The sequence below is a fragment of the Sorangium sp. So ce1335 genome (assembly GCF_051521615.1).
GTDB lineage: Bacteria > Myxococcota_A > Polyangia > Polyangiales > Polyangiaceae > Sorangium.
On the sequence record NZ_CP150363.1, the window covers coordinates 9,037,258 to 9,051,420 of the forward strand.

The window sequence follows — 14,163 nt, forward strand, 5'->3', positions numbered from 1 at the left end:
CAGACGCTGGCGGCTACACGGCCGGGGAGCCCTGGGTCGGGCCGAGCCGGCGCGGCAGGTAGCGGCCCGCGCCGCGCTCCACGTCGAGCTTGCCGTCGGCGAGCTGGACGCGGCCGTTCACGATGACGCTCGTCGGCTTCCCCTTCACCTCGAAGCCCTCGAAGATGCTCCTGTCGCACCGGTGGTGGTGGGTCTTCGCGGAGATGGTGCTCGTCCCCTTCGGGTCGAAGACGACGAGATCCGCGTCGCCGCCCGGCACGATCGAGCCCTTTCGCGGGTACAGCCCGAAGATCTTGGCCGGCTGCGTGGCGAACAGGTCGACGAAGCGGTGGACGTCGATGCGCCCCTCGAGCACCCCGTAGGTCCAGAGCAGGGCGAGGCGGTTCTCGATGCCGGCGGCGCCGTTCGGGATGCGCGAGAAATCGTCCTTGCCCATGTCCTTCTGGCCGACCTGGTTGAAGGGGCAATGGTCGGTCGCCACCGTCTGGATGAGCCCCGACGCGAGCGCGGCCCACAGCGCGTCCTGGTGGCCCTTCGGCCGGATCGGCGGGCTCATCACGTAGGCCGCCCCCTCGAAGCCGGGCTTCTCGTAGACCGAGTCGTCGAGCAACAGATACTGCGGGCACGTCTCGGCCATGACCACCTGCCCGCGACCCCGGGCCTCGGCGACGGCGGCGAGCGCCTCCTTGCAGGTGAGGTGGACGATGTAGATCGGCTCGCCGAGCATCCGCGCCAGCATGATGGCGCGCCCCGTCGCCTCGCCCTCGATCGGCGAGGGCCGGCTCTGGGCGTGGTAGCGCGGGTGCGTCTTGCCCTCCTTGAGGAGCTTCTTCTGGAGCGCCACGACGGCGTCGCCGTGCTCGGCGTGGACGGTCACGAGCGCGCCGAGCCCTCTGGCCGCCTCCATCACCTGGATGAGCTCCGGATCGTCGACGCCGATGGCCCCGCGGTAGGCCATGAAGGTCTTGAACGACGGGATGCCGTGCTCGCGCGTACAGACACCCATCTCCGAGAGGGTCCTGTCGCCGAACCAGGTGACGGCCATGTGGAAGGCGTAGTCGGCGACCGCCTTCTTCGCCTTCTCGTGCCACATCGCGAGCCCGTCGAGCAGCGACTGCCCGCGGCTCGGGATCACGAAATCGATGATCGAGGTCGTGCCCCCGGCGACCCCCGCCGCCGTGCCCGTCTCGAAGTCGTCCGAGCTCTCCGTCCCCATGAACGGCAGCTCCATGTGCACGTGCGCGTCGACGCCGCCCGGGAAGACGAGCTGGCCGGAGGCGTCGATCACCGTGTCTCCCGCCCGCTCCTTCGCGAGCCCCGGGCCGACCGCGGCGATCTTCCCGTCCTCGCAGTAGACGTCGCCGACGAACCGGTCGCTCGCTGTGATGATCTCGCCGTTCTTGATCAGGATGCCCATGTTGCCTCTCCGCGGGTGCGCGCCGGGCGGCGGCTCCCCTGCGGGGGGCGGCGCCGCCATGGCGAGGGAAACGCCGGGGGAGATCCGCCCGCGACCAGCGCCCCGGCGCTGCTGGTGGCTTCGCGGCGGGCCTGGCGGGGCCCGCCGGCTCGCGGCCGCGCCATCGCGCGATGGCGCCATTGCGCGGCCGCCGTCCTCCCGCGGCGGCCGTGGGCCGTCAGGGGAGCTGCTTCGTGAGCTCTCCGTAGCTCTCGGGCCGGCGGTCCCTGTAGAACTGCCACGTCCTCCGGACCTCCTCGATCATGTCGAGGTTCATCTCGGCGACGACGAGCTCGTCCTTGTCCTCGCTCCCCGTCGCGAGGAAGCTGCCCCTCGGGTCGCAGAAGTAGCTCGTGCCGTAGAACTTGCCGATGTTCCACGGCGCCTCGGTGCCGACGCGGTTCGACGCGGCGATGAAGTAGCCGTTGGCCACGGCGTGCGCCGGCTGCTCGAGCTTCCAGAGGTACTGGGACAGCCCGGCCACCGTCGCCGACGGGTTCCACACGATCTCGGCGCCGTTCAGGCCGAGCAGCCGCGCCCCCTCCGGGAAGTGGCGATCATAGCAGATGTACACGCCGATCCGCGCGTACCGCGTCTGGAAGGTGGGATACCCGAGGTTCCCCGGCTTGAAGAAGAACTTCTCCCAGAAGCCGTTCGTGTGCGGGATATGCGTCTTCCGGTACTTGCCGAGGTACGTCCCGTCGGCGTCGACGACGGCCGCCGTGTTGTAATAGACGCCCGCCATCTCCCGCTCGTAGATGGGGATGATCATCGCCATCTTGTACTTCTTCGCGTAGGCGGTCAGCCGCTCGACCGTCGGGCCGGGGACGGGCTCGGCCACGTCGCACCACGTCGCGTCCTGCGAGGGACAGAAATAGGGCGTGTTGAACACCTCCTGCAGACACAGGATCTGCACGCCCTTCTTCCCCGCCTCGTCGATGAGCGGCAGGTGCTTCTCGAACATCGCGTCCCGGATGGCCGTGACGGAGGCGCCCTCGTCGAGGACCGGGGTCGAGCACTGGATCAGCCCGCCAAGTACATTTCGTGCCATCAGAACCACCTCGTGATGACGATCTTGCGCTCTGTGTAGAAGTCGATGGCCGTCGGGCCATGCGCCTTGAGGTCGCCGAAGAAGCTGCCCTTTTGGCCGCCGAAGGGGAAGAAGGCCATCGGCGCCGCGACGCCGACGTTCACGCCGACCATGCCGGCGGCGACGCGGTGCTGGAACTCGCGCGCGGCGCGGCCGCTCGACGTGTAGATCGACGCCGCGTTGCCGTACTCGCTCCGGTTCGCGATCGCGATCGCCTCGTCGAGGTCGTCCGCGCGCATCAGGCAGGCGACGGGGCCGAAGATCTCCTCGGTCGCGATCACCATCCCCGGCCGCACGTCGTCGAAGACCGTGGGCCCGACCCAGTTGCCGTCCGGATACCCCTCGACCTTCGCGTCGCGGCCGTCGAGCAAGAGCGTCGCCCCCTCGCTCACGCCCTTGTCGATGTACGAGACGACCCGGTCCCGGTGCGCCGCCGAGATCACAGGGCCCATGGTCACGCCCGGCTTCGACCCGTCGCCCAGCACGATCGCCCTCGCGTAGCGCACGAGCGCCTCGCGCACGGCCTCGTGGGTGTCGCCGACGCACACGACGACGCTGCCGGCGAGGCAGCGCTGGCCGGAGCAGCCGAAGATCGATTCGGCCACGTTGGTCACCGTCTTCAGCCGGTCGGCGTCCGGCATGACGACGAGGAAGTTCTTCGCCCCGCCGAGCGCCTGGACCCGCTTGCCGGCCTCCGCGGCGCTCCTGTAGACGTGGCGCGCGACAGCCGACGAGCCGACGAACGACACGCCCGCGATGTCCCTGTGCTCGCAGAAGGCGTTCACCACGTCGCGCCCGCCGTGCACGAGGTTCACGACCCCGGGCGGCAGCCCGATCTGCTCGATCAGCTCGAAGATGCGCTGCTGCGAGAGCGGCACCTGCTCCGAGGGCTTGAGGACGAACGTGTTCCCCGTCGCGATCGCGTACGGCAGGAACCAGAGCGGCACCATCGGAGGGAAGTTGAACGGCGTGATCGCCGCGAAGACGCCGAGCGGCTGGCGGATCGTGTGGCAGTCGATCCCGGACGCCACGTCCTCGAGCCCCTGCCCCATCATGAGCGCCGGGATGCCGGCCGCGTGCTCGACGTTCTCGATGCCGCGGCCGAAATCGTTCCTCGCCTCGGTCAGCGTCTTGCCGTGCTCCGAGGTGCAGATGGCCGCGATCTCGTCGCGGTGGGCGTCGAAGATCTCGCGCAGCTTGAAGAGGTAGCGCGCCCGCTGCACCGGCGGCGTCGCGCTCCAGCCGGGGAACGCCGCCTGCGCCGCCTTCACCGCCGCGTCGACGTCCGCCGCGGCCGAGAGCGGGACCCTCGCGAGAGATTCCCCGGTCGCCGGGTTCTTCACCTCGAGGTGCGTCTTCCCCGAAGAGCGAGACCAGGCGCCGCCGATGAAGTTTTCCAGCACGCGCATCGCGAAATCACCCTCCCCCGGCGAGGTGGTCACATTGACGACCGCAGCAGCCAGGGCGCCGGCCCCGTCTGCTGGACAATACAACCCACCGATCGAGCGCTACATGTGGTCGGGGTCCTCCGTCAAGCCTCGGTGCAACAGCGCATACGCTGCGGTCGAGTGAGGAAGACCCCTCATGCACATTCCGTAGTATAGACCACAGCGTGGCAGTCAGCCCCCGGTGCAACTGCCCAGCAGCACGTCATGAAATCCTTTGGAAACAACTCGGGGTCGCCCTGGGCGCAACCAGGGCCCGAGAGCGAGCCCCGCCCGGGCGGCGTCAGCCGCCGCGGCCCGCGCGCGCGGGGCTGGCCCGGCGCGGTGAGCGCGCGGCGCGCCGGGTCGACCCACGCCGCGGAGCGCGCAGGAGCGCGGCGTCGGTCGACCGCGCGCAGGCCCTCGGGACCCGCGCCGCGCACGGCGCCGGCGCCGCGTCGAAAGTCGCTCCAGGTCGTTGCTGCGTCAATCGAACCGTCCTAGGTGCAGGGCATGGACCTCGCGATCCCCTGCCCGGTCGCCGGGCGCACGGCCATCCAAGGCGAAGCCGTCGCGATCTGGCCGCCTGGCGGCGCGAGGACGTAAGCTCTGCGAGCGCTCGGTGAGACGATGACCCATCCCACCATGCTGTTCGACACGACGGAGCACGTGCTCATCGCCGTCCACGGCAGGGAGCCGCCGAGCGACGAGGACTGGGAGAGCTACATGCAGACGGTGCTCGCGCTCCCGCCCTCGTGCTCCAGGACGCTGGTGGTGACCGCCGGCGGCGGCCCGAACGCGAAGCAGCGCGCGTCCATCAACGACTTTGTGAGCAAGCACACGCTCACGGTGGCCATCTGCACCGATGCGCTGCTCGTGCGGCAGATCTCCACGGCGCTCAGCTGGTTCAACCCGCGGGTCAGGTCGTTCCGCGGCAACGACGTCGCGGCGGCGCTCCGCTACCTCGAGGTGAGCGGGCCCGAGGCCGCCCTCGTGCACCACAAGGTCGCGAAGATGAGGCTCGAGATCGAGGGCCGGGCGCCCCGCGCGACGCGCTGATCCGGGGGCGCATCGAGGGTCGGGCAGCGCGGGCGGCCGCGTCCGGGCGGGCGCAGGGGAGACACCGGAACCACCATGACAAAGACCGGCTGGCAAGAGCTCATCTCGCAGTCTTCGCAACGAGGCGCCGAGTCGACCGGGTGGCGGCCGAGCTTCTTCCGGCCGACGCGCGAGGAGGACGCCGAGCGGCTCGGGCGCCTGCTCCGCGACGAGCCGGGCCTCCAGGTGTTCGACGCGATCGACCGGCAGCTCGCCGATCTCGTCAAGACGCGGCACCCGAGCCGGACGCTCGGAGAGCAGGAGATCGCGCGGCGCGTGGAAGCGCACCTCGGCGGCGTGCCGCGGCAGGCGTACGGCGTCTGGGTCCACTACCCGTGGTCGCGCCGCCTCGTGCACCTGCTCGATGAGGCCGAGTTCGTCGAGCTCAGGACCAACCGCAACAAGTACAAGATCAGCGCCGAGGAGCAGGCGGCGCTCGCGCGCCGGAAGATCGGCGTCGTCGGGCTCTCCGTCGGCCAGTCGGTGGCGCTGACCATCGCGCTCGAGCGCAGCGCCGGCGAGCTGCGCATCGCGGACTTCGACGACCTCGAGCTCTCGAACATGAACCGGATCCGGACCGGCGTGCACAACCTCGACGTGCCCAAGGTGGTCGCCACGGCGCGCGACATCGCGGAGCTCGACCCGTTCTTCAAAGTAAAATGCTTTTCCGAAGGGGTCACTCCGGACAACATCGATCGCTTCCTGCTCGGAACGGACGAGGATGAGGGCGAGGGCAAGCTCGATATCGTGGTGGACGAGTGCGACAGCCTCGATATCAAGCTGGAGCTCCGCCTCCGCGCGCGCGCGCTCCGCATCCCCGTCCTGATGGACACGAGCGACCGGGGGCTCATCGACGTCGAGCGCTTCGATCTGGAGCCGGATCGGCCGATCCTCCACGGGCTCGTCGGCGATCTGACGCCCGACCGCATCCGCGGCCTGTCGACCGAGGACAAGGTGCCTTATGTGATGCAGATCATCGGGCAGGACACGCTCTCCACGCGGTTCGCCGCCTCGCTGCTCGAGATCCAGCAGACGGTGAGCACGTGGCCCCAGCTCGGGTCGGCGGTCGTCCACGGCGGGGCGGCGGCCGCGGACACGGCGCGCCGGCTCGCCCTGGGGGAGCCGGTGCGGTCGGGCCGGTACTACGTCGACCTGGAGCAGATCATCAGCGGGCCCGAGGAGGCGCGCGGCCCCGCGGCGGAAGCGCGGCGCGCGCGCGAGGTGCGCGGGCCGGCGCTCGAGGCGCGCGGGCCCGCCCTCGACCCGGCGTCGCTCGCACGCCCGCTCGGGGGCGCGGACGGGGCCGTGGCGCTCGATCCGGAGCGGCTCCGGCGGATCGTCGCGGCGGGCGTCGCGGCGCCCTCGGGCGGCAATTGCCAGCCGTGGCGCTGGGTCTTCGAGGGGCGCCGCCTCGGGCTGTTCCACGACCGGGCGCGCTCCGAGTCGCTCGCCGACTTCCAGGGGACGGGCGGCGTCGTCGCGCTCGGCGCGGCCGCAGAGAACGTCGTCCTCGCCGCGCACCGCGAGGGGCTCGGCGTGCGCGTCGCGCCCTTCCCGCGCGAGGGCGACGCCGACCTCGTCGCGACGTTCGATTTCTTCGGCGCGCCGGTGAGCGGCGCCGAGGGCCACGCGATGGACGGCCTCGTGGACGCCATCGGGCTCCGGCACACGAACCGGCGCCAGGGCGATCGGGCCGCACTGTCACACGAGCACCGGGCCGCGCTCGCCGCCGCCGTCCGGTCCGTCCCCGGGGCCGACCTCCAGCTCCTCGAGTCGCCTGCGGAACTCGAGGAGATCGCCGCGCTCCTCGGCGCCGGCGACCGGGCCAGGCTGCTCGTGGAGCGCACGCACGCCGACCTGATGAAGGAGATCCGCTGGACCGAGGCCGAGGCCGAGGCGCGCCGCGACGGCATCTTCGTCGGCGCGTTCGAGCTCTCGCCCGCCGACCTCGCCGGCTTCCGGGTCTGCCGGGACTGGCGCGCGATGGAGCTCGTGCGGCGCTGGGGCGGCGGCAGGGCGCTGGAGAAGACGGCGCGCAAGGCGATCGACGGCGCCATGGCCGTCGCGCTGATCACGATGCCGCGCGCCGGGCTCGCGGACTACTTCCAGGGCGGCAGGGCGCTCGAGCGGGCGTGGCTGACAGCGACGCAGCGGGGCATCGCCGTCTACCCGATGGCGACGCTGCCGTACCTGTTCGCGCGCCTCGTCCGGGGCGGCGGCGAGGGGATGGATCCGGAGACCATCGAGGCCGCGCGGGAGCTCCGGGCGCGGTACCTCCGGCTGTTCGACGTCACCGACGCGACGGCGGAGATCCTGCTCTTCCGCCTGTCGATCGCGGGCCCGCCGTCGACGCGCTCGCTCCGCCGCCCGCTCGAGGACGTGCTGCTCGTGCGCTGAGCCGCGCCGCCGCCGCGCCCTCACGGCCGCGGCTCAGGGCGCGGCGCGGCCCTCGAGGAGCCAGGCGCGCGCGGCGCCCTCGTCCTTGAAGATGCGCACGAGATCCGACATCCCCGCCTCGCGCGCGATCCGGCTCGCCTGGAGCGCGGCGAGATCGCTGTGGACGAGCTCGGCGGTGCGGATCACCCCCTCGGCGGCCGACGTCGCCCCGATGTCGCGGAGCAGCTCCGTCGCCTCCTCGGACGCGATGGAGAACCCGCGGAAGTCCACGAGGACGCGGATCTTCCGGCCGCAGAGCGAGCCGAGCGCCTTCCTGTACTCGAGGGCGTACGCCTGCGCCTCCTCCGCGCGCACCACGCCCTTGAACGTGACCTCGATGAGGGCGTTGATCCTGTCGATCTTGAGCTGGTACATGCCTCCTCGCCTGGGGAGCGGAGTTCGAGATCCGGAGTCGAGACCGGGAGTCGTCGTCGAGGGATCACCGGCGCGGCGGCTTCGGCTCGGTGAGCCCGTAGACGTGCTCCACGAACTCGGGGACGAGCTCTCTGGCGATGATCCACAGCCGCCCTTCCCCGAGGTCGCTCAGGCTGGCGGGGCCGGCGTAGGACAGCTTGCCGCGCTCGCCGAAGTAGATGAACGACGTCCGGTCGTGCCGCTGGAACCAGCCGCAGGCCGCGTCGAGGAGCGGGCCGAGCGCGGCGTCCCCGCCAGGGCGCAGGGGGATGAGGCGGACCGAGTCGAGGAGCCGGAAGAGGTTCGTGCCGAGCTCGCCGAGCTCGAGGACGGCGGCCGCCAGCGGCTCGCCGCCCTGGCGCGCGACGAGCACCGCGCGCTCCCGCTCGAGGCCCGCGCTGCGCCAGCGCTCGACGCACGGCCCCATCGCGAGCCTGCCCGGCACGAGATCGAGCGCCTCCGCGTACAGGCGCGGCGACGTGGCGCAGAGCTGCCCGAGCAGCGCCGCCTGCTCCGCCGGGGTCGCCTCGCCGATCTCGAACGGCGCGCCGCCGGCCCGGTCGCCCGCCCAGGAGGCCCCCGGGGGCGGCGGGACGTCGACCCCCATCAGGCGGAACGGCAGCGCGAGGACGAGCCCTGTCGCCTCGTGCCGGCGGGCGAACTCGAAGAACGACCGCTCGTTCCACGCGACGTGCGCCTCGGCGTAGACGATGACCCACCGGCACTCCCTGTCGGCCAGGGCGTACTCGCAGCAGCGCGTGAAGATGTCGCGCAGCACCTGCCGCGAGCTCAGGTTCGAGGCGCTCCTCGGCCGCTTCGCGAGCTGATGGAACATCCACGTCGCGTGGTAGGGCTTCATCACCGAGAAGTTGCCCTCGATGCCGTGCTCGGACAGGCAGGTGACGTTGTGCAAGAGGTGCGGCACCGCCGCCGCCCGCTGCGCCATCCTCATGAAGCTCGGCTTGATGGACTCGAAGTGCTCGGGGCGCCTTCCGGACAGGTTGAAGTAGCCCGACGAGGCGAAGAGGTCCCAGAACTCCGCCTGCCAGGCCGTCCCCCCGTAGGTGGTCGCGTGCAGGATGCGCGACACGAGCCGCAGCCAGCGCCGCTCGTCCTCGCGCTTCGCCGCCACCACGTGCACGGCGCAGAGCTGCGCCGAGGCGCCCTCGCCCGCGACCACCGACCGCACCTCGCCCTTCAGGTGGACGACGCCGTCGTCGCCGTCCGGCAGCTCCAGCGCGAGCTTGAGGCGCGGCTCGAGCGGGGGCTGCCCCTGGCCGAGCGCGAGCCGCAGGCTCGAGAAGGACACGTCGACCACCTCGGCCTCGACCGGCGGCAGGTGGAGCCAGTGGGGGTGCAGGAAGCGCGCGGTGAGCTCGACCTCGACGCCCCGCTGCTGGAGGCTCTGGCGGACGCGCTCCACCCGGGTCGGCAGCGCGGACACGACCTCACCCGGGCGCACCTGCTCCGCCCGGATGTTGAACCGGAAGACGGAGCTGTGCCCGGCGATCTCGACCGCGGCGGCCTCGCTCCAGCCCTCGATGCCGGACCACCGGACCGACCCGGCCCCCACCTCGCTGAGCATCACGCACATCGACGGCGCGCCCTCGCCGGCGCGGCGGACGACGCCCTTCTTGCGCAGAAGGACGCTCAGGATGTCGCGCACCCGCCCCGGGTCGTCGATGATCTCGCGCACCTGCCCGGCCTCCGAGGCCGCGGGCCGGAAGAGGCTCGCGGCGGCGGCCTTCGCCGCGCCGGCGTCGACGAGGGCGCGCAGCGCGCCGCGGATCCGGCCGGCCGCGCGCGCCGGCACCTCCTGGAAGGACAGCCCGACGAGCGGCCCTCGCAGGCCCATCGATTGCAAGACAAGGAGGGCAGGGAGCGGGCCGATCTCGGCCCCGCGGAAGTACAGGCGCACGCCGACGACGCTCCCGAAGGGGAACGAGGTCCGGTAATCGGGCTCGATCCACGCGCCCATCGCGCCGAGCAGGACGACCGGATGGCCGCTGTCGAGCCCCTCGATCTGCAGCCAGACCGCGTCCCCATCCAGCCAGCACGCCAGCGGCACCTCGGTCGGCGGGTCGTCGTGCCCATCGTCGTGGAAGCGCGCCCGCTCCATGGACGGCGCCTCGCCGTCGTCGCGGTCAGCCCAGCGCTCCCCCCGCCCAAAGCCGAGCTTCGGTACCACGGTCACGAGGTCGCCCCCTCCGCCCCGAGACTACCTGTTCCGCGCGAGGAGCAGGCGTCCCCGCCGCCTCGCCCGCGTGACAGGGCGACGGCAAGGCGTCGACCGGCGAGCTCGCCAACACCCCTGAGGAGCTCGCCTGAAAGCCAAGAAGAAGGCAGATCCACTTGATCGTACTTCCCTATCATGTGTACAGGATCGAAACATCCCACGTCAAGCGGCCCCCGGGACACGCGCCTCCTCGCACGTCTCCGTTCTGCCCTCGTGCCCTCGCGCCCTCGTAAGATTCATGGTGGCGAGTTTTCCTGAACACGGGATCAAGATTCGCCCGGGATCCAGCGGGCGCTCCAGCGGGGAGCGGAGCGGTCGTGACGACGACGTTGCGGGCGGCCGCGGCGCCTCATGCTACAAAGGGCCACCCAAATGCCCGACATGAGCGCCTTTCTGCACGTTGATGGCTGGATCACGCTGGCGACCCTCAGCGCGCTGGAAATCGTCCTCGGAATCGACAACATCGTCTTCCTTTCCATCATGACGGCGAAGCTGCCGCCGGAGCAGCAGCCGGTGGCGCGCCGCATCGGCCTGCTGCTCGCCCTCGGCATGCGGCTGCTGCTCCTGCTCGCGATCTCGTGGGTGATGGGGCTCAAGGCCACCCTGTTCAGCCTGCTGGGCCACGACTTCAGCGGGCGTGACCTGATCCTGCTCGGCGGCGGTGTGTTCCTGATCGGCAAGTCGACCCACGAGATGTTCGACAAGCTCGAGGTCGACGACGCCGCGGAAGGCCAGCCGAAGGTGAAGGCGTCATTCCCCTCCGTCATCGCGCAGATCGTGGTGCTCGACATCGTCTTCTCGCTCGATTCGGTCATCACCGCGGTCGGCATGGCGAAGCACGTCTCCATCATGATGGTGGCGATGTTCATCGCCGTGGGCGTGATGCTCGTCTTCGCCGGTCGCATCGGCGCCTTCATCCACCGCCACCCGAGCATGAAGATCCTCGCGCTGAGCTTCCTGCTCCTCATCGGCGTGGTGCTCGTGGCCGACGGCATGGGCCAGCACATCAGCAAGGGCTACATCTACTTCGCCATGGCGTTCTCGCTCGGCGTCGAGCTCGTCAACATGCGCCTCCGGCTGCGCCAGAGGCCCGTCCAGCTCCACACGAAGATGGGGAGCTCTCCGGACCTCCTCTCCGCGGGTGAGCAGCCTCAACCGAGGAGCTGAGGTCGCTCGCCCTCGGCCACGGTGGGCGGGCGCACGGGCCGGGGAGCGCCGGAGAGCCGGCGGAGACCGGGGTTGCTGGAGCGAGCACCGGGAGAGCCTGTAAACAATTCGCACAGACGGGACGTCCGAGGGTCGACGACGACAGCGGCCGGTCCCAGAAGTGACACCGGAGTTCTCCACCGAGGTGAGTGTGAGCGACGAGCAAGGAGACGCTGAACGAGGGCGGAGGCGGCGCATCGTGATCGTCGACGACGACGACGCGATCGTCGAGACACTGGAAGAGGTGCTGCTGGCGGAGGGGTACGACGTCGAGGGCTATACCGATCCGCTCGAGGCCCTGGAGCGGCTGCGCTCCCAGGCGCCCCCGGACGCGATCGTCCTCGACTGCGTGATGCCGTTCATGGATGGGCCCCGGCTCATGGAGACGCTCGCGGCCGAGGGGATGGCGGTGCCGATCGTGCTCGTGACCGCGCTCAGCGATCCCGGCTTCTGCATCGACCCGAACCACCCGGACGCGACGAGGATCATCAACAAGCCGTTCGACCTGGAGCAGCTCCTCGAGACGCTCGACGACCTCTCGAGCGCGCCCGCGGCGAGCGAGCCCGGGTCCCGCCGGCGCGCGCGGAACGCGTCGACGCAGCAGACGTAGCGCGGGCCAGGGCGCGGCGGCCCCGCCCCGGGGCCGCCGCGGGCCCAGGGCGGAGGCGCGGCGGGCGTCGGATCAGCGCGCGGAGAGCACCGCGGAGAGGTCGTGGACGACGTCTGCGCCGACGGGGACGGTGACGCTCGACCCCTTGAAGTCGTCGCCGACCGGCTGGTAGGAGCCGCCGAGGCACTGCGCGAGGAACGTCTCCGCGATCGCGTTGAACGACAGCGCGTTCTCCGGCCGGGCGAAGCCGTGGCCCTCGTCGGGGTACAGCACGTACGTCACCGGGATGCCCTTGCCCGTCATGGCCTTGACGATCTGGTCGCTCTCGGCCTGCTTCACGCGCGGATCGTTGGCGCCCTGGCCGATGAGGAGGGGCCGCTTGATCTTGTCGGCCAGGTAGAGCGGCGAGCGCGAGCGCAGGAGCTCGCGGCCGTCCTCGGTGCGGGGGTCGCCGACCCGCTTGGCGAACAGCTCGAGCATCGGCGCCCAGTAGGGCGGGATCGACTCGAGCAGGGTCACGAGGTTCGACGGGCCGACGATGTCGACGCCGCAGGCGAAGGTCTCGGGCGTGAACGTCAGGCCGACGAGCGTCGCGTAGCCGCCGTAGCTGCCGCCCACGATCGCCACGCGGGCCTTGTCGGCGATGCCCTGGGCGACGGTCCATTCCACCGCGTCGAGCAGGTCGCTGTGCATCTTGCCGGCCCACTCGAGGTTGCCCGCGTTGATGAACTTCTTCCCGAAGCCCGTCGACCCGCGGTAGTTGACGCTCAGCACGGCGTAGCCGCGGTTCGCGAGCCACTGGTGCATCCCGTTGAGGCCCCAGGTGTCGCGCGCCCAGGGGCCGCCGTGGACGAGGAGCACCGTCGAGAGCGGCTTGTCCGGCTTGCCGTCCCCATCCGGGTCGGCGGCGCGCGGCAGCGACAGGTAGCTCACGAGATCGAGGCCGTCGCGCGCCTTGATGACCACGGGCCGCATCTTCGTGAGCGGCTGCGACTCGAGCGCTGGCCGGTTCGAGAAGAGGAACGTCGCCTTCTTCGCGCCGCGGTCGTAGAGGTAGTACCGCACCGGCCCGTCGGAGACGGTGAAGCCGACCGTCCACCGCTTGTCGTCGAGCGAGCGGCTCAGCACGTCGAGCTCGCCGTCGGCGACCGCGCGGAGGGCGTCGAGGTCCGGCTGGATGCTCTTGTCGACCACATGCCAGCGCTTGCGGTCGTACTCGGAGGCGGCCGCCTGGACCTTCTCCGTCTTCGGGTGGACGATCACGCCGGAGACATCGGCCTTCGCGTCCTCGGCGACGACGGTGGGCTTCGCGGTCCGCAGGTCGAGCGTGACGAGCGCGGCGGTGTCGCGCCCGCGGCTGTCCCGGGAATAGAGCGTCTTGCCGGTCGCGTCGAAGCCGACCAGGCCGCTCGTCAAGGCGTCCTCCGGCCCGAACGCGACGAACGGCTTCGGCTCCTTGCCGGTGATGTCGAGGTACTCCTGGCCTCCGTCGGGCGTCAGCCGCATCGCGAGCCGCGCCTTGAAGTCGTCGTCGGTGACGAACCCGGCGAACCCGTCGTTCTGCCGCACGAGCTTGCGCTCGCCGGTGCGGAGGTCGACGCGGTAGAGGTCGTGGTGCTTCTTGTCCCGATCGTTCATGCCGATCAGGACCTCGTTCGGGATCTTCTGGCTCACCCCCTCGATCTGCGCGGCGATGCCCTCGAACGGCGTGAGGTCCTTTGTCTGGCCGGTCTTGAGGTCGACGGCGTAGATATGCCAGTTCTCGTCGCCGCCCTGGTCCTGGCGGTAGAGGACGACGTCGCTCGCGTAGGGGAACAGGAAGGTGCGGATGCCGCGGCTCTTCTCCTTCGTGACCGGCTTCGCGGCCGACGGGTCCTGGGCCGGGCCGACCCACACGTTGAGCACGCCCTCGGAGGGCGCGAGGAACCCGAGCCGCTTCCCATCCGGGCTGATCTTCGGAGACGCGCGCTCCGGGTTGCCGAAGAGCAGGCGCCGGGGCATGAGCGACGCGTCGGCGCGCGGCGCGTCCTTCGCCGGCGCCGGGGGCGCGGTGGCGGCCGGGGCTGCCGGGGGCGGCGCGGCGGCCTGCTGGGGCGGCGCCGGCGCCGGCGCCGGGGCGCCGCCGCAGGCGAGCGGCGCGACGAGGGGCAGCAGGAACAGCGATCGGAGCTTCTGGGGCAGGTTCATGGGTTC

10 protein-coding genes are annotated in these 14,163 nt (G+C 71.2%); 4 read left to right on the forward strand and 6 right to left on the reverse strand.

Annotation, left to right across the window (positions count from 1 at the left end; genetic code table 11):
- Positions 1-13: 13 nt before the first annotated feature.
- From hydA to WMF24_RS33500, 3 genes are all read right to left on the reverse strand, one after another.
- Positions 14-1,417: a dihydropyrimidinase gene (hydA, locus tag WMF24_RS33490; RefSeq protein WP_437731499.1), complete on the reverse strand. Its 1,404-nt coding sequence runs from the start codon at positions 1,415-1,417 to the stop codon at positions 14-16.
- Between the two features lie 217 nt (positions 1,418-1,634).
- Positions 1,635-2,507 (reverse strand): nitrilase-related carbon-nitrogen hydrolase, encoded by an 873-nt coding sequence (locus tag WMF24_RS33495; protein ID WP_437731500.1) that lies wholly within the window; start codon positions 2,505-2,507, stop codon positions 1,635-1,637.
- Complete coding sequence (locus WMF24_RS33500) at positions 2,507-3,955, reverse strand: CoA-acylating methylmalonate-semialdehyde dehydrogenase (RefSeq protein ID WP_437731501.1); 1,449 nt, start codon at positions 3,953-3,955, stop codon at positions 2,507-2,509. Before WMF24_RS33500 ends, WMF24_RS33495 begins: the two co-directional genes overlap by 1 nt.
- 645 nt (positions 3,956-4,600) lie before the next feature.
- On the opposite strand from WMF24_RS33500, the gene WMF24_RS33505 reads away from it, so the two are divergent.
- Together WMF24_RS33505 and WMF24_RS33510 are read left to right on the forward strand one after the other, a co-directional pair.
- A complete protein-coding gene (locus WMF24_RS33505; protein WP_437731502.1) occupies positions 4,601-5,029 on the forward strand; it encodes a hypothetical protein in 429 nt (142 codons plus the stop codon).
- Between the two features lie 75 nt (positions 5,030-5,104).
- On the forward strand, positions 5,105-7,465 hold the full coding sequence (locus WMF24_RS33510; protein ID WP_437731503.1) for an Rv1355c family protein: 2,361 nt from the start codon (positions 5,105-5,107) through the stop codon (positions 7,463-7,465).
- Between the two features lie 33 nt (positions 7,466-7,498).
- On the opposite strand, the gene WMF24_RS33515 is transcribed toward WMF24_RS33510, so the two are convergent.
- Positions 7,499-7,879: an STAS/SEC14 domain-containing protein gene (locus WMF24_RS33515; RefSeq protein WP_437731504.1), complete on the reverse strand. Its 381-nt coding sequence runs from the start codon at positions 7,877-7,879 to the stop codon at positions 7,499-7,501.
- Positions 7,880-7,943: 64 nt separating this feature from the next.
- Positions 7,944-10,112, reverse strand: a complete 2,169-nt coding sequence (locus WMF24_RS33520) for a hypothetical protein (RefSeq protein ID WP_437731505.1) — start codon at positions 10,110-10,112, stop codon at positions 7,944-7,946.
- Positions 10,113-10,535: 423 nt separating this feature from the next.
- Between WMF24_RS33520 and WMF24_RS33525 the strand changes: the two genes are divergently transcribed.
- Positions 10,536-11,321 (forward strand): TerC family protein, encoded by a 786-nt coding sequence (locus tag WMF24_RS33525; RefSeq protein WP_437731506.1) that lies wholly within the window; start codon positions 10,536-10,538, stop codon positions 11,319-11,321.
- A 190-nt stretch (positions 11,322-11,511) separates the two neighbouring features.
- A complete protein-coding gene (locus WMF24_RS33530; RefSeq protein ID WP_437731507.1) occupies positions 11,512-11,970 on the forward strand; it encodes a response regulator in 459 nt (152 codons plus the stop codon).
- A gap of 72 nt (positions 11,971-12,042) precedes the next feature.
- On the opposite strand, the gene WMF24_RS33535 is transcribed toward WMF24_RS33530, so the two are convergent.
- A complete protein-coding gene (locus WMF24_RS33535; protein ID WP_437731508.1) occupies positions 12,043-14,157 on the reverse strand; it encodes an alpha/beta fold hydrolase in 2,115 nt (704 codons plus the stop codon).
- Positions 14,158-14,163: the final 6 nt, after the last annotated feature.